At 42.8% G+C, this 17,537-nt stretch carries 11 protein-coding genes; 4 read left to right on the forward strand and 7 right to left on the reverse strand.

Translation table 11 applies throughout. From position 1 onward, the window contains the following. Positions 1-246: 246 nt before the first annotated feature. The 4 genes from Q7P33_RS12230 to Q7P33_RS12245 all read left to right on the forward strand — a co-directional run bounded on the left by Q7P33_RS12230 (position 247) and on the right by Q7P33_RS12245 (position 4,898). Positions 247-933, forward strand: coding sequence for a response regulator transcription factor (locus Q7P33_RS12230; protein ID WP_303870688.1), 687 nt, complete (start codon positions 247-249; stop codon positions 931-933). A 7-nt stretch (positions 934-940) separates the two neighbouring features. Further along, positions 941-2,185, forward strand: a complete 1,245-nt coding sequence (locus Q7P33_RS12235) for a sensor histidine kinase KdpD (protein ID WP_303870689.1) — start codon at positions 941-943, stop codon at positions 2,183-2,185. A gap of 66 nt (positions 2,186-2,251) precedes the next feature. Then, positions 2,252-2,947: an ABC transporter ATP-binding protein gene (locus tag Q7P33_RS12240; RefSeq protein WP_303870690.1), complete on the forward strand. Its 696-nt coding sequence runs from the start codon at positions 2,252-2,254 to the stop codon at positions 2,945-2,947. Continuing rightward, entirely contained in the window at positions 2,931-4,898 is a 1,968-nt protein-coding gene (locus Q7P33_RS12245; protein ID WP_303870691.1) for an FtsX-like permease family protein, read from the forward strand. Before Q7P33_RS12240 ends, Q7P33_RS12245 begins: the two co-directional genes overlap by 17 nt. Positions 4,899-5,008: 110 nt before the next feature. On the opposite strand, the gene Q7P33_RS12250 is transcribed toward Q7P33_RS12245, so the two are convergent. The 7 genes from Q7P33_RS12250 to glgB form a co-directional block, all read right to left on the reverse strand. Next, positions 5,009-7,435 carry a glycogen/starch/alpha-glucan phosphorylase gene (locus tag Q7P33_RS12250; RefSeq protein WP_303870692.1) on the reverse strand — a complete coding sequence of 809 codons (2,427 nt, stop codon included), beginning with the start codon at positions 7,433-7,435 and terminating at the stop codon, positions 5,009-5,011. A gap of 150 nt (positions 7,436-7,585) precedes the next feature. Further along, positions 7,586-9,469: a glycoside hydrolase family 13 protein gene (locus Q7P33_RS12255; protein WP_303870693.1), complete on the reverse strand. Its 1,884-nt coding sequence runs from the start codon at positions 9,467-9,469 to the stop codon at positions 7,586-7,588. Between the two features lie 7 nt (positions 9,470-9,476). Further along, positions 9,477-10,892, reverse strand: coding sequence for a glycogen synthase GlgA (gene glgA, locus Q7P33_RS12260; RefSeq protein WP_303870694.1), 1,416 nt, complete (start codon positions 10,890-10,892; stop codon positions 9,477-9,479). Next, positions 10,893-12,005, reverse strand: a complete 1,113-nt coding sequence (gene glgD / locus Q7P33_RS12265) for a glucose-1-phosphate adenylyltransferase subunit GlgD (RefSeq protein WP_303870695.1) — start codon at positions 12,003-12,005, stop codon at positions 10,893-10,895. Positions 12,006-12,020: 15 nt separating this feature from the next. Further along, positions 12,021-13,145 carry a glucose-1-phosphate adenylyltransferase gene (locus tag Q7P33_RS12270; protein WP_303870696.1) on the reverse strand — a complete coding sequence of 375 codons (1,125 nt, stop codon included), beginning with the start codon at positions 13,143-13,145 and terminating at the stop codon, positions 12,021-12,023. A gap of 12 nt (positions 13,146-13,157) precedes the next feature. After that, positions 13,158-15,584: a glycogen/starch/alpha-glucan phosphorylase gene (locus Q7P33_RS12275; protein ID WP_303870697.1), complete on the reverse strand. Its 2,427-nt coding sequence runs from the start codon at positions 15,582-15,584 to the stop codon at positions 13,158-13,160. Between the two features lie 27 nt (positions 15,585-15,611). Beyond that, the gene (gene glgB, locus Q7P33_RS12280; protein ID WP_303870698.1) at positions 15,612-17,522 is read right to left on the reverse strand and encodes a 1,4-alpha-glucan branching protein GlgB; all 1,911 of its coding nucleotides are present in this window, start codon (positions 17,520-17,522) and stop codon (positions 15,612-15,614) included. Positions 17,523-17,537 lie beyond the last annotated feature (15 nt).

The raw sequence follows: 17,537 nt of genomic DNA on the forward strand, positions 1-17,537 counted from the left end.
GCGAAGCCCCAAACGGAGGCGCAGCACAGCGGAGCCGGAGTTGCACAGCTCCATTTAATGACGAGTAATCAAATATAAAGTTAAGAGATGCTTTCAGATAATCATAAAGCAAAGAACCACTTGCATCCAAGTCAATATCGAAATATACTGTAAGTGAAAAATATAAGCGTTATAAAAAACTGAGGTAGTAATAATCAGCAGTACGGTTGCAATTACTTAAATGTGCTTTTAAAATGAGGGATAACGATGAATAATATTTTGCTGGTGGAAGATGATCTAAGTCTTATTGATGGTCTGGTATTCTCATTGAAAAAAAACGAATTTCAAGTCGAGGTTGTCAGAACTGTCAAAGAGGCATTTACCCAATTGGGCGCAACACAGTATGATCTTTTGATCCTTGATTTAACATTACCAGATGGAAATGGGTTTGAGATATGCCGACAGGTCAGACAGACATCAACGGTACCCATTATCTTTCTAACAGCATCGGAGGAAGAGGTAAATATCGTAATGGCTTTAGATATGGGCGGTGATGATTACATCACCAAACCTTTTAGATTGAATGAGCTAATTTCCCGCATCAATGCGTTATTAAGACGGACAAAACTTTCGCAAGTTTCGAGCAAAGTAATAGAATCCAATGGAATCACGATTAAACTCGATGAAAATCGGGTTTTGAAGGAAAATCAGTTGGTTGACCTCACTGGATCAGAATACCGGCTTCTATGCTTATTAATGCAAAACCCCGATAAGATCTTAGCCAGATCCCTGATTCTGGATCGTCTTTGGGATGAGAATGGTAGTTATGTTGATGATAATACACTGTCCGTTTATGTCCGCCGATTGCGCAATAAGATAGAAAATAATCCTCAAAAACCGAAAAGCCTATTGACGGTAAGAGGTGTTGGATACAAATGGAATCATCTGAAATGAGGAAAAAATGTTAGTTACAAACGATAAAAGTTTAAAGCAGCAGGGATTAATTATATTGTTAATACTATTAATGATGATCGTAACGATGCAGGCAACTGTGATGTGGATGACTGCAACTTATAAAGAAAATATCGTGATACATGATGCAGAGATCGCTGGCAAGCTGCTTAATGGTGGAATCGATGCTCATCAGATTGGAATGGTGTTTACTGACCAGAAAGACGATGAAACGACAATTAAAGGTGCTACGTTGTTAAATACAGTTGGCTATCATGATGGTATGGTCAACAATTTATTGCCGTCAGTAGATCAGTTTTACAAAAAATATGCATTTATCATATTGGTATATTGTTTAGTCTTTTCTGTGCTGATAATAACGGTATTTTATTATTTTGGATACCAACGAAATAAAATGCTGGAAGATGCTGGCAAAAAAATCCAAACGTTTATGGATGGAGATACGTCGATCCGGTTAGACGATGGTAGCGAGGATAATTTTTCTGTTTTTTTTTCTAAAGTTAATATGATGGCAACGGTGTTGAGTGCTCACATTGAAAAAGAAAGACACAATCGGAATTTTTTGCAAGAAACAATTTCGGATATTTCACATCAAATGAAAACCCCACTGGCCGCATTACGACTGTATAATGAGATTATTATAGAAGAAAAGACTGGCAATCAGGTAGTGGAAGAGTTTATCAAAAAAAGTCAACGTGAATTGTTGCGGATGGAAAACTTGATCCAAAATTTATTAAAACTAGCAAAGCTAGATGCCGGCACGATTGTTCTGGAAAACAACTGCCATGAGTTAAGACCATTTCTGGAAAAATGTGCAAATAGGTTTATGACTCGGGCAGAACGTGAGCGTAAAAAAATCGCGATTGTTTGTGACACCGCCATCAGAATGAATTTTGATGAAATGTGGCTGGGTGAAGCGTTGGAGAATATCATAAAAAATGCGCTTGATCATACCAAAGCAGCGGATCAAATTGAAATACGTTGTGAGGAAAATAGCCTGGTAATCGAAATTTTGATTAAAGATAACGGTGCTGGTATCCATCTGGAAGATCGTTATCATATTTTCGAACGTTTTTATCGCAGTCGCTACTCAAAAGATTATCAGGGTATTGGTATCGGGCTAGCCCTTTCAAAAACAATTATTGAAAAGCATAATGGCACCATTACCGTGCAAAGTGAATTGAGTAAAGGGTCAGTGTTTCACATTACCTTTCCGAAGCTTACAAATTTGTAAGAAAGGATTCACGGGGGAGTCATCTAACCATGCTATCATTATAATATGAAAGGTGAGGTGTAAACATTGAATATTTTATCAACGGTAAATTTATGTAAAACGTATGGAAAAGATGAAACCAAGGTTACCGCATTAAATAATGTGTCGCTTTCCATATCAAAAGGGGAGTTTATATCGGTTATTGGACCATCAGGTTCTGGGAAAAGTACCCTATTAAATTTGATTGGCGGTCTCGAGCAACCGACATCAGGAACGGTGACGATTGATGGTCAGGAGCTCCATAAAATGAAGGAAACGGAGCTTTCGATATTTCGGCGTCGCAATATCGGCTTTATTTTTCAGTCGTTTAATCTGATTCAGGAGTTAAATGTCGAAGAAAACATCGTATTGCCGATCTTGCTGGATTATCAAAAACCGGATACGAATTATATCAATGACTTAATGGCCTTGTTGGGACTGTCAGCCAGAAAACAACATCTGCCCAGTCAGCTTTCTGGTGGTCAGCAGCAGCGAGTAGCCATCGGCAGGGCATTGGCCAGCCGGCCGTCAATTATTCTTGCTGATGAGCCAACTGGAAACCTCGATAGCAAAAACAGCCAGGAGGTAATGAATTTGCTCAAATTATCTGTAAACCAGTATAACCAGACCGTCATGATGATTACGCATAATCACAATTATGCGACTTGGGCCAATCGTGTATTTCAGGTAAATGATGGAGTAGTAACAGAGCTTGGTGGAGTAAACGATGAAAAGCTATCTTGACATAGCGTCCCGGTATCTGGTTGCCCATCGAAATAAAACCAGATTGACGATACTGAGTGTTGCCATGGCGGTGGCACTGGTTGTTGGCATATTTTCAATGTTAGATGCGTTGGTGAAATTTGAAAAAGCCCAGATCTTAAAGAGCGAAGGTAATTATCATATGCTCATTCGAAACCCGATGCAAAGTGAGATGGATTTTATTGGAAGTCGCATCGACGTAAAGAATGCGGGTTTATTAGAGGATTTGGGTGAAGGTAGAATTGTAGATCAGACTTGTGCCTTGGGGTATATCGATGAGAATTTTGCCAGTAACTTAAACATCACCCTATTTGCGGGAACTGCGCCGATAAATGATCACGAAATTGTCCTTGAAAAATGGTATTTAAATCAGCTGGCTTTGAATACAGGTGATACGGTTAGTCTCACCCTGCCAAATGGGACAGCGGATGATTATGTAATTAGTGGTGCAATTAACGACTGGGGTGCCACCAAGGCGGCTGCGATTCCGTTTGTCTTTGTTTCAAAACAAACGGCGTCGAAAATGACTGCCGTATCCAGTCAGTATTTTATACAGTTTAAAGAAGGAGTGGCGATTCAGAAGGCTAAAACCGAAATGGCTGCCAGTTTGAATATTCCGGAGGATCGGATTGGTTATAATGAAGGTCTTCTGGCGCTGATGCTGGAAACGAAAAACAATCGAGTATTGACTTTCTATCTTATCGGAACCGTGTTGTTCGGTTTGGTGTTGGTTACTGCAGTGGTGATGATCTATAATACATTTAATATATCGGTGATCGAGCGGATAAGGCAATTTGGCTTATTGCGGTGTATTGGAGCTTCAAAAAAGCAAATCAGGCGAATGGTACGGCGAGAAAGCTTGATTATTTCACTAAAAGCAATCCCATTAGGGATTGTAGCTGGAATGGTGATAACCTTTATCTGTTCAGCGGTACTAAAAATATATAACCCCCAACTTTTTGGTGACATTTCAATTTTTAATATCAGCGCTGTCGGTATTGGTGCAGGAGGACTGATTGGTTTTCTGACGGTTTTTATTGCCTCAATGTTACCGGCAAAAAAGGCCGCCAAAGTATCTCCCGTTAATGCGGTAACTGGAAGTGCCGAAGTGAACACTTCAACCAGGCATAAACGAGGTATTTTGACCAGGCTGCTTCCGATTGAATTTGCAATGGGTGTGGATAATGCCTTGAAAAAAAAGCGGACATTGATTTTGATGAGCAGCTCAATTGCGATCAGTATTATTTTATTTTTGGGTTTTAGTGTTCTGGTAAATCCTGTTTTTATGGGATTCCAATCAGATCAACTCGATCCCGTAGATCTGACCCTGACGTCAGAACAGGATATACCACCAGAATTATTGCAAAAATTATCGCAGATTAAAGACATTGAAATTTGGGGTGAGCCTACAGCGTATCAGATAGAACTTCGGTTAAATAACAAAAGCGATGATCAGACCGTGGCTAAAATAGCAGCTATGATTGATGAGACTGTAATTCTACACGATAAACGCCAGCTAAATGCTGAAGCCAAGAATGCGTTTATGACTATCGCTGTATTTGTTTATGGGTTTATCGCAGTTATCGCATTGATCAGTATTTTGAACATGATCAATACCATGAATACCAGTGTTGTGTTTCGATCAAAATATCTGGCCATGCTCCGTGCAGTGGGGATGTCGACGACGCAGCTGAATAAAATGGTGTTGGTGCAGTCGATTACTTATAGTCTGACAGGGTGCTTCCTGGGGTGTGTTTTTGGGGTACTGTTGCAAAAGAAACTGCTTGATTTGCTGGGTACTGTCTGGACGTTTCCGTTATACCAGATCCTGATAATCGTTGTTATTTGCTTGTTGACGGCGGTTGTAGCCGTCGTTGATCCATTAAAGAAAATAAACTCGATGGCGATTGCAAAGGCGATTAGCTCGATATGATTTAAAAAAATCGGATGAATAAGGATAAGTGCAAACCATAAAGAAACCCCGCCCGATTAAAATCCGGTGGGGTTTCTTTAAAAAAGGGAAGGGAAAGGAGGGGGCGTAATCTATAGTGTCTTCCAAATAGTCTTCTGGTATTCCAAGATTGCGCGATCGCTGGAAAAAAGGCCGGAGTATGCTACGTTGCAAAGAGACATTTCAAACCATTTGTTTTTATCCTGATAGAGCTTATTGATATGATCCTGAGCATTGGCATAAGAATCAAAGTCTTTTAAAACAAAATAGGTATCATTATACAAAAGCAAGGAGTCGTAAATGCTTTGGAAACTAGCCAGGTGACCAAATGTACCGTCAATCAGTTGATGCATAATTTTTTGAATCCGATCATCATTCTCATAAATTTGAACAGAGCTGTATCCGCCGTTCTTTTGATAATGAGAAACTTCATCAGCCGACAAGCCAAAGGTGATAATATTGTCATCACCAACGGCCTCATGGATTTCAATGTTGGCACCGTCCATGGTCCCCAGTGTAACTGCTCCATTCATCATAAATTTCATATTGCCAGTACCAGAAGCTTCTTTTCCGGCGGTCGATATCTGTTCGGAAATATTGGCAGCGGGGTAGATAATTTCACCTAAAGACACATTAAAGTTTGCCAGAAAGACCACTTTGATCTGATCCCGGATAGCTTTATCATTATTGACAAGATCGGCAATCGCGTTAATCAGTTTAATAACTTCCTTGGCAAAATAATATCCCGGGGCGGCTTTACCAGCAAAGATAAAAGTACGGGGGACTATTTCCAAATAGGGATTTGCTTTTAAATGATTATACAAATGGAGGATCTGCAAAGCATTCAGAAGCTGTCGTTTGTATTCATGAATGCGCTTGACCTGGATGTCAAAAATAGATTCGGGATTTACGTCGATGTGATTGTGTGATTTGATATGGTTGGATAAATGAATTTTATTCTCCAGCTTGATGCGATTGAACCGCTCAAAAAACGACGCATCATTTTTAAAACTCATCAGATTTTCGAGGGCATAAAGATTATTGATCCAGTCGCTGCCAATGGATTCAGTAATCAAATCTCGCAGACCGGTGTTACTGTTAATCAGGAAGCGACGGGGCGTAACACCGTTGGTCACAGAATGGAAACGTTCGGGGAAGAGTCTATAATAACCGTTAAAGGTTTCCTCTTTTAAAATTTTACTGTGAAGGGCAGCGACACCATTAACAGAGTGACAACAGATAATAGCCAGATTGGCCATGTTGACTTGACCGTCCTGAATGATTGATAATGAGCTGATTTGCAGCTCATTAAGTCTCGATTTTATTCTTAAATCTTCCTGGAATTGACGATTGATTTCTTCAATAATCATATAGATTCGTGGGAGTAAAAATTTCATCATATCAACCGGCCATTTTTCCAGAGCTTCCGGAAGAACAGTGTGATTGGTGAAGGTTAATGAGTTAACGGTAATCTTCCAGGCATCATCCCAGCTTAGACCTTCTTCGTCCATAAAAATGCGCATCATTTCAGGGCCGCACAGAGCGGGATGAGTGTCATTGATGTGAATACAGATTTTTTCGGCAAAATCATCCAAACAATTGTTATTATACCGTTTAAACCGTGTGATCATCCGTTTTAAACCGGCACATACAAAAAAATACTCTTGTTTGAGACGTAATTGCTTGCCATCAAACTTATTGTCATTGGGGTACAAAATTTGAGTAATTGCCTCAGCCTCGGATTTATGACGGACGGCATCAAGAAATTGTCCCTCATTGAAACTGGGCAGGTCGAATTCTTCAATCGGTTCCGCGCTCCACAACCGTAATGAATTGACGGTATTATTGTGATATCCTTTAAGGGGAATATCGTAGGGGACGGCTAAAATCGGTTCGTAGTTTTCATGCACAAAGGTCAGCACTCCATTGACTTTTTCGGAATGAAGATTGCCATAGAACTTTACAACAACGGACTCATTGGGTTTTCTGATTTCAAAGGGATAACCGTGTCGTAACCAATTATCGGCCACTTCAACCTGTTCACCATTGATAATTTTCTGTTCAAAAAGACCGTGCTTGTAGTGGATACCATTGCCATGAAAGGGAAATCCCAAAGTGGACGAGGATTCTAAGAAGCAGGCCATTAATCGTCCCAATCCACCATTTCCTAAACCTGGATCAGTCTCCTGATTCAGAATTGTCTCATAATCCAGTCCGAGCTCAGCCATGGCAGTTTTGACTGTATCCTCCATGTCCAGACTGTTGACATAGGATTTTAGCAATCGGCCAATCAAAAATTCTATGGAAAACAGATAAACGCGTTTGTGGGGGATTTCATCGTATTGAGATCTGGTTTTCGCCCACTGGGACGCAATTTTATCCATGACAATTTCAGCCAAAGCCTGATATTGGTCAAGTACAGATGATTCAGAAAGATATTCACCAGATACTTCTTCTATCTTTTTAGTATAGGCAGATTTAAACGCTGCGATTTCTTCAAGACATTGTGATGATTTCATGAGTATTCCTTTCATGTAATAAACTAGTTTTTAATCCATTCGCAATTTAGTCGATTTTATTTAAGAAGAAGGTAAATCTTTATTTTATTACCCTTAATCATCAGAAGAAAACAAAAAGATTACGGCGAACCGCAATCTTTTAAAGTCTATCTATATAAGTTGACAGGAGTTGGGTGTTACCATCACAATGGCGTATGAAAGTGGCTGCAGGACGATGGGGTTTAGAGAGACGGCCTCGCCGGAAATCAGGTCTAAACCGTTGCAGCCGGCGAAATCTGGGTGTTTAAACAAATGAACGGCTCGAGTATTGCGATTGAACAGGCAAAAACAGAGGGAATCCTCGTTTCGTCGTTCAAAAACGAAAAGATCATCGCTGGCTTCATAGGGTTTCCATGAGCCGTTTTGAAAGACCGAATGATCGGCTCGGAGTTTGGTGATCAAGCGATACCAGGCGAGGAGATCGGAATCCTCATTCCCCCAGGGGTAGGTGCGTCGGTTGTAGGGATCTTCAAAGCCTTGAACCCCAGCCTCATCACCGTAATACAAACAGGGAACTCCCGGAAAGGTAAACTGGATCAGACTGAGCAGTTTTAAGCGTTTTACCGCCAACTCATATTGCGTATCGTCCAGACGATAGGTTTTATGGCTATGGTTTCCCAAAAATTTGTAGGCTTCGCCCAGAACGTTAAGTATTCGTCGCCGGTCGTGGCTGCCAATCAGGTTCATGTTTCCCATAAATTGATCTCGGGGATAGTGTTCATAAAGGGACATCATAATCCGGGCGGCGAGTCCGGAGCTTTTTTCCCCAAGGATAAAGTCGATAAAGGTTTCCCGGAATGGGTAGTTCATGACGGCATCCAATTCATAACCGGAGAAATAGGTGCGCAGTTCATCATAGGCCACTTTGCGGGAGGCATCCTCCCAGACTTCACCAATCAGAACGCTGTCAGGGTTTTCATCCAGCATGGCATCTTTGAGACCCGTGATAAATGGATCCGGCAGTTCATCAGCCACATCCAACCGCCAGCCTGAAGCACCAGCCTTCATCCAGTGACGGATCACGCTGTCCTTGTTCTTATAGATAAACGCTTGAAAATTAGGATGCATTTCGTCGGTATTTGGCATCGCATCAACACCCCACCAACATGAGTAGGTATTGGGATAGTCAGAAAATATATACCAGGGATAATAGTCAGATTCTTTTGATTGATAAGCACCAACTCCAGGATAGTTTCCGCAACGATTAAAGTAAAGGCTGTCATCACCGGTATGGCTGAAAACTCCATCAAGAATGATGGCGATTCCGCGTTTTTTACACTCAGAAGCCAGTTTTTCAAAGCTTTCCTGGGTGCCTAAAGCGGGATCAATGGTCATATAATCACCAGTATCATAGCGGTGATTACTACGGGATTTAAAAATAGGATTCAAATACAATATGGTAATATTCAGACTTTGGAGATAGTCCAGTTTCTCGGTGATCCCTTCCAGGGTACCGCCAAAAAAATCCCAGTATTTGATACTACCGTCTTTTTCCCGGAAATAATGGGGGGTATCGCTCCAGTTGGGATGAAGAATCGCATCCCGATGGAAATTATTCAGATTAAAGTCGGCACCTCGATGGAAACGATCCGGAAAAATTTGGTACATGATACCTTGGGTATACCAGGCCGGTGTCTGACGCCCGGGATCGTAAACAGTAATTTGATAAGAAGATGGTTTTGTTTCATAAATCCGCCCTTCACCTCCTAATTGATCGTATTGGGTGCCATAGGCATAGGCTCGGCCCCGGGAGAAAAAGCTGAAGTCATACCAGAAGATGCCGGGGACGGTAGGCATATCCAGAGTGATTTCCCAATAATTAATTTCCGGGGATTTGATCATCGGGTGGGTTGCTTCCTGGTCATTAAAATAGGTTCGAAGTTTTAACTTTTCAATTTCAGTGGCATAAACCCGCAGTGTGACGGATTTGCCAATTGGCAGGGCGCCAAAGGGAAATCGAAATGCCGGTTCCCATGAATGATGACGAAATTTCATAATTTTATCACTCCATTAATTTATTATAATATGAAAGATAAATGTCAGCTGATTGCTTCCAGTCAAAATGGGTGTTGTAGGCATTTTTTACCAGTTTTTTATAGGCTGCGGGAGAATTATGGTATAGCGATACGGCATGTTGAATGGTAAAAAGCATGTCGTGGGCGTTGTAGGTTGCAAAGCTGAAACCATTACCTTTCTTGGTCTTAGTGTCAAAATAGGTGACGGTATCTTTAAGGCCACCAGTCTCCCGAACGATGGGGACAGCGCCATAACGCATGGCAATCATCTGAGAAAGTCCACATGGTTCAAATTTGGAGGGCATCAGGAAGAAATCGCTGGCGGCATAGATTTTTCGGGACAGCGCTTCATCAAAGTCAATGATCGTGATCATTTTATCAGGGTAGTTGTAAGCGATGCTGCGGAACAAATTTTCATAAACAGCGTCACCAGTTCCCAGAATCACCAGCTGGAGATCCAGCTGTAAAATTTCATGAATAACATTGGATACCAGATCCAATCCTTTTTGTTCAACCAGTCGGGTGATCATCGAAACCATTGGGACATCGCCCCGAACCGGCAGGTTGAAATATTCCTGTAACGCTTTCTTGTTTTCGACTTTCTTTTTTTCAGGGTTATCATATGGGAAAAATAAAGCTGGATCGGTTTTGGAATCATAAATGGATTCGTCTATGCCATTGAGAATTCCGACAACCTGCTGGTCGAGATGACGAATCACGCCATCCAGTCCTTCACCATAATAGGGATCTTTCAGTTCAGCAGCATAGGTTGGACTGACAGTGGTGATCAGATCGGCGGCATACAGCGCCCCCTTCATCAGATTGATTTTTCCATAAAACTCCAAATCTGAGGGTAAGAAGTCCAAGTGCAGATAAGGGCTGATATCATGAAAGCCGTAAACTCCCTGATAGCGGATGTTATGAATCGTGAAAACCACTTTTGTATTGGGAAAAGCTCGACGGTACTGATGTTTGAGCAGGTAGGCTACGGCAGCAGTCTGCCAGTCATTACAGTGAACAATATCTGGAGTGAAATCAAGTAATGGCAGGGAATCCAGTACTGCCCGGCAAAAAAAGCTGAATCGTTCTCCGTCATCATAATAACCGTAAAGCGAGGGTCGTTTGAAAAAGGCTTCATTATCGATAAAATAAAAAGTTACGCCTTCATGTTCAGCAGTCAAAAGCCCGCAATAGTGTAGCGTGTCGGACATCCACATCTGAAAGTGTTTGAGTGGTTTTATTTTCTGACGCAGATCGTCAGGAATAGTGCTGTAATAAGGCAGTATTACCTGGGTTTTTACATCTTCAGGAAATGATTTTGGCAGAGCGCCCAGCACATCTCCTAATCCACCACTTTTTGAAAAGGGATATGCTTCGGAAGTGACAAATAGGACGTTTAACATTTAAATTACCGTGCCTTTCTTTAAAACAATGGGAGCATGGGGTTTGCCAACTAAGGTGGTGTGGTCGCTGATTTTTGTGTCCTTATCCATAACCACATAATTCAAATTAACATTTCTCCCGATTTCGCACCGTTGCATGATGATACTATTTTGGATATGTGAACCAGCATTCATTTTGGTATCCCGGAAGATAATGCTGTGAGTAATGTTTCCTTCAATGATGCAGCCGCTGCCCACAATCGAATTGGATACCTGGGCCGGATCTTCATAGAGGGTAGGGTGGTTATCTTTGATCTTGGTATGGATGGAATTTTTGCCCAGGAAAAGCTCCTGCATGATCTCATATTCCAGCAGATCCATACTAGTTTTCATATAGTTTTCCAGACAGTTCACCCGTTTGATATAACCAGTATGTTGAGCACCAAAGACTTGCAGGGTGTCAATATTGTATTTGATCATATCAATTAAATCCCAGTCACCCGTGCGTTCACTAAGATCCAGCAACTCCATCAGAATTGATTTTTTGATAAAAAACATTTCCGTAAAAAAATGCCCAGTCGTACGTTCCCGCTTGTAATGAAAGCCGCTGACTCGATTTTTTGTAAATTCCAGATAGAGATCGTTATCCTTAAGATGATAAAGAGGATCATCTTTCTTAAAAATCAGGGTAATGTCACTGTCATTTTTTAAATGGATATCATAAGCGTTTCTGAAATCAAAGGTAGTGACCAGGTTGGGTGTGGCAATCAGCACGTGTTCAGCCGCTGTGGCATCCAGAAAGCCCCGGTTATTTTGAAGATTACGGAGATTAACCTTAATCAGACGTCCGATATGGTAGTTATTTGATCCCGAAAGAATCGAGAGATCCTGAGTTTTTCGGCTCAGAGACCACTCCTTTCCGGTTCCCAGATGATCTACCAGGGAACTGTATTTATGGGAGCCGATGACACCAACATGGGACAGACCGGAATTGACCATATTGGAAAGGGTAAAGTCAATGAGACGATAACGTCCACCGAAAGGCAAGGTGCTCAGGCTGCGATGTTGAAGAAAATCCTTTAAGGAGTCATCCTCACCATCCACATTTAAGATAAGTCCAGCAACATTTTTCATTATTTCTCAATCCTTTCAGTTATTGATGACATGTATTTCCGGCGTGGGTTCGGTGGGGTCAATAACATATCGGGCATCACCTTTAATTCTGGCCCGGGCCCCAACGATGCAATTCTCTAAAATGGCGCCATCCTCAATGATGGCTCCCGTATGCACAATGACATTTTTCAGGCTGGTTTTTTTATGAATCACCACATCATGGGATAAAATGGAATTTTCAACCTTACCAAAAACAATACAGCCATCACAGATCAGGCTGTTGCTGATCTTGGCCTGGGGGCCAATAAATTGGGGATGGCGACTGGTGTTGTTGGAAAAAATTCGAAAATTACGGTCGCTGAGATCAAAATCGCAGTCGTAATTCAAAAGATCCATATTGGCATCATAATAGCTTTGGACGGTGCCTACATCCCGCCAGTAACCGGAGTAAGGGTAAGCAAAAATTCGTTTTTCACTTGCGTGGAGCATGGGAATCACATTATGACCAAAGTCGTGTTCAGATTCGCGGTTTCCGGCATCGTCAAGCAGCGCTTTTTTTAATTCTTTCCACGTGAAGATATAGATTCCCATGGATGCTTTATTGCTTTTAGGGCGTTCTGGTTTTTCCTGAAATTCCTTGATACAATGATCCTCATCGGTGTTGACAATACCGAAGCGATGAGCATCTTCCCAGGGGACGTCCATCACGGCAATGGTCAGGTCGGCTGCTTTTTGTTTGTGAAAGGCCAACATCTTGGAATAGTCCATCTTGTAAATATGATCACCAGAAAGAATCAGCACGTATTCAGGATCGAAGCGGTCAATAAAATCCAGATTCTGATAAATGGCGTCAGCGGTTCCCGAATACCAGCGGCCCCCTTTTTGACCCATATAGGGGGGGAGGATGTGGACGCCACCTTGAACTTGATCCAGAGCCCAGGCTGAGCCATCACCAATATAATTGTTGAGGATATAGGGGCGGTACTGTGTTAACACTCCGACTACATCGATATCCGAATTCATACAGTTGCTAAGCGGAAAATCAATGATCCGATATTTTCCACCGAATAAAACAGCAGGTTTGGCGTTGTTAAAAGTCAGCGATCCGAGACGGCTGCCCTGACCTCCCGCCAGTAGCATAGCGACACATTCAGTATTCAAAGTGATACCTCCTTAAATGATTTTCCAGATTTCTCGTTGATAGTCGGCAATCGAACGATCACTTGAGAAAATCCCGGAATTTGCGACGTTACTGATGGACATTTTAGTCCAAATGGTCGAATTGCGGAAGAGATGATCCATCTGATTCTGGGCATCGGCATAGGCGCTAAAATCTTTTAAAACAAAGTAGCCATCGTTGTACAACAGCAGTGAATCATAGATGGCCTGAAAGCTGAGTCCATGGCCCAGGGTGCCGTCGATTAGCTGGTGCAGAACCTGCTGAATTCGGGGATCCTGTTCAAAGATGTCGATGGAGCGATAACCGCCGTATTTTTGATATTGATGAACCTCATCGGCAGACAGCCCAAAGGTGACAATATTACTGGGCCCAACGGCTTCAAGTATTTCAATGTTGGCACCATCCATCGTACCCAGAGTAATGGCGCCATTCATCATAAATTTCATATTTCCGGTTCCAGAGGCTTCTTTACCAGCCGTTGAAATCTGTTCAGAAATATTGGCCGCCGGATAGATGATCTCGGCCAGGGAAACATTGAAGTTGGCCAGGAACACCACCTTCAATTTGTCATGGAGCGTCGGATCGGTATTGACCAGCTCGGCAATGGCGGTGATCAGCTTAATCACTTCTTTGGCATAGTAATACCCTGGGGCCGCTTTACCGGCGAAGATAAAGGTTCGGGGGGCCATTTCCAGGTTGGGATTTTCTTTCAGTCGATTATACAGATAGAGGACATGGAGGGCGTTTAGTAATTGTCGTTTATACTCATGAATCCGCTTAACCTGGATATCAAAAATTGAGTGGGGATCGACGTTGATATTGTTGTGGCTGGCCATGTAATTTGCGAGTCGGATCTTATTTGCCAATTTGACACCATCAAACTTTTCATAAAAAACCGGATCGTTAATATTGTTTAGCAGCTTCTTTAGATGGAACAGGTTATGTTCCCATGCTGAGCCAATGGATTCAGTAATCAGCGTTTTCAGCTCCGGATTGCTGTTCATCAGAAAGCGTCGGGGTGAGACACCATTGGTTACCGAGTAGAACCGATTGGGGAAGACCTGGTAATAACCGTTGAAGGTTTCTTCCCGGAGGATTTTGCTGTGCAGGGCAGCTACACCATTTACAGAATGACTGGATACGATCGACAGACTGGCCATATGGACATAGTTATCCCGAATAATAGAAAGGCTGTGGTTACGTTCCAGATCGTAAGGAAATTTGTTATCCAGCTCCAGCAGAAACCGGCGGTTAATTTCTTCAATGATCATATAAATCCGCGGCAGTAGATCCTTCATCATATCCACCGGCCATTTTTCAAGAGCTTCCGGTAGGACGGTGTGGTTGGTGAAGCTCAAAGCGGCGACGGTGGTTTTCCAGGAGTCATCCCAACCCAGGCCTTCTTCATCCATTAGTACCCGCATTAGTTCGGGGCCGCATAGTGCCGGGTGGGTATCATTAATGTGAATACAAATTTTATCGCTGAAGCCATCCATCGAATTATTATTGGAACGTTTGAAATCCACAACAATTCGCTTGATTCCGGCGCAGACAAAAAAGTATTCCTGTTTGAGACGCAAAAGTTTGCCGTCGAAGCCATTGTCATTGGGATAAAGAATCTGGCTGATGGCTTCGGCTTCAGACTTATGCCGAACTGCGTTTAAAAAATGGCCCTGATTAAAGCTGGGCAGGTCAAAGGCTTCCAGTGGTTCGGCACTCCACAGTCGCAGTGAATTCACGGTTTCATTGCGGTAGCCCTTAATCGGAACATCAAAGGGAATAGCCATAATCGGTTCGTAGTTTTCGTGGACAAAGGTCAGATTGCCATTGATATTTTCCGAATGAATCTGGCCGTAGTATTTAACAATCACCGACTTATCCGGATTGCGGATTTCAAAGGGGTAGCCGTTTTTAAGCCAGTTATCGGCCACTTCAATCTGTTCGCCATTAATAATACGTTGTTCAAACAGCCCGTATTTATAACGGATGCCATTACCGTGAGCGGGCATTCCCATGGCTGAAGAAGAATCCAGATAGCAGGCCATTAGTCGTCCCAGACCGCCATTGCCCAACCCGGGGTCTGACTCCTGGGCAAGAATGGCTTCATAATCCAGCCCCATTTCAACTGAGCACTCCTGAACAAGGTCTTCCACGCCTAAATTACTGAGATAGGACTTCAACAGGCGTCCAATCAAAAATTCAATGGAAAAAAAGTAAACTTGTTTGGATTCATTTTTGTTATAGAGGGTGTTGGTTTTGGCCCATTGCGAGGTGATACTTTCCATCACCATTTCAGCCAAGGCCTGGTATTGTTTAAGTAGGGACGCTTCAGCAAGACAATTTCCCGAAACTTCTTCGATTTTCTTCGTAAAGGTGGCCTTATAAGCGGCTTTTATTTTTTCTCGTTCTGAAGAATTCATGGTTGTTCCTTTCAATAAAGAGTGTCTTTATTTTTTAGTTTTTGTTTTTTTATCCGGTACCGATTTGTTTTTGGCGCTTGTCCGGGGGACAACCGCTTTTAAAACGACCATGGCGGAGGGGGGGATATTGATGGAAACCGAATAATCCTGACCATGAAGCGGGATAGCCTGGGCCTTCATGTTTCTTTTCATTTTAAAACCAATCCCGCCATAGTTGCTGTCATCGGAATTAAAGGCCAACCGATAATTGCCGCCAGCCGGAACGCCAATTTGATAATCGGTATAGTTTAGCGGACAAAAGTTGATAATGGTAATCAGTGTATCTTTGTCCTCGGCCCCCATTCGTTTAAAAATAAGAATGCTTTGTTCGCTGTTGTTGGGTTCCAACCACTCAAAGCCTTCCCAGCTGTGGTCATCAGTCCAGAGGGCTTTTTCTTTACGATAAAACTTATTGAGTTCTTTGATGTAGGTGTGAATTTCCCGGTGCTTGGGATAATCCAGGAGGAACCATTCCAGCGATTCATCCACCCGCCATTCCAGGAACGGGGCAAACTCGTTCCCCATAAACGACAGTTTTTTGCCTGGATGGGTCATTAAATACCCAAAAAGAAGGCGGAACTGATCGAATTTCATATTATAATCCCCAAACATTTTGTCAAGGATGGTTCGTTTGCTGTGAACCACTTCATCGTGAGAAAGGGGCAGGATGAAGTTCTCATTAAAGGCATAAGCCATCGAAAAGGTTAACAGATTATGGAAGCGATTCCGAAACATTGGATCAGTTTTCATATAATCCAGGGTATCATGCATCCAGCCCATGTCCCATTTCAAGTTGAAGCCCAGGCCGCCCTTGTCCACCGGCCAGGTGACCATCGGATAGGCAGTGGAATCTTCGGCTGACATAATGGCAAAGGGAAAATCCCGAAAAATAACGGTATTCAGTTCCCGGAGGAAGGCCAGCGCTTCCAGACGATCGGTGCCACCCTGAGCATTGCGGTAAGGTTCGCCATCAAGTCCGTGGTTTAATTCAATCATGCTGGCCACTCCATCGATGCGCAGTCCATCGACATGGTAACGGTCAAACCAGAAATAGGCATTGGAGATGAGAAAATCGAGTACTTCCGGCTTACCGTAATCAAAGACCATCGTCCCCCATTGCTGATGTTCGGAAAACTCATATTGACTGGTACCGTCAAAATGACGTAAACCCTGATCATCTTTGCAGAAGTGACCAGGCACCCAATCCAGAATGACCCCGATGCCGGCCTGGTGACAGCAATCAATGAAATGCATCAGGCCCTGGGGATCGCCATAGCGGCTGGTAGCAGCGTAATAACCGGTCAGTTGATAACCCCATGAACCGTCAAAGGGATGTTCCATAATCGGCATCAGCTCAATATGCGTATAGTGCATTTCGGTTAGATAGGGAACCAGCTGTTCGGCCAGCTCATGGTAGGTCAGATAATCTCCGGTGGCATTCCGTCGCCAGCTACCCAGATGGGCTTCGTAAATATTGATCGGCATTTTGAGCCAATTGGTTTCATTTCTTTTTTGGCACCAGGCGTCATCCTGCCAGGTATAACCATCGAGTTCCCAGATAATGGAGGCTGTTTTTGGTTTTACCTCGCTATAGAAGGCGTAAGGATCGGCTTTATAGGCCAGCTCACAATCCTTTTGGCGAACTGCATATTTATAAAGTAGACCTTGCGAGAGATCCGGAATATCCAGTTCCCAAATCCCACGGGCACCAGAAACATGTTTCATGGGATGAGTGGTGATGTCCCAATGGTTAAAATCTCCAACAACCGAAACACTTTGGGCTTGGGGGGCCCAAACCCGAAAAGTGACCCCTTTTTCATTCAGGTGGGCACCAAAATAGTGGTAGCTGAGAAAACGCCGGTTAGTGGCTGAATCTGCATGGGCATCGTTTTTTTTCATGGTAGATGTGTCCTT

The organism is Acetobacterium wieringae, assembly GCF_026646375.1.
Classification (GTDB): Bacteria; Bacillota; Clostridia; order Eubacteriales; family Eubacteriaceae; genus Acetobacterium; species Acetobacterium wieringae_A.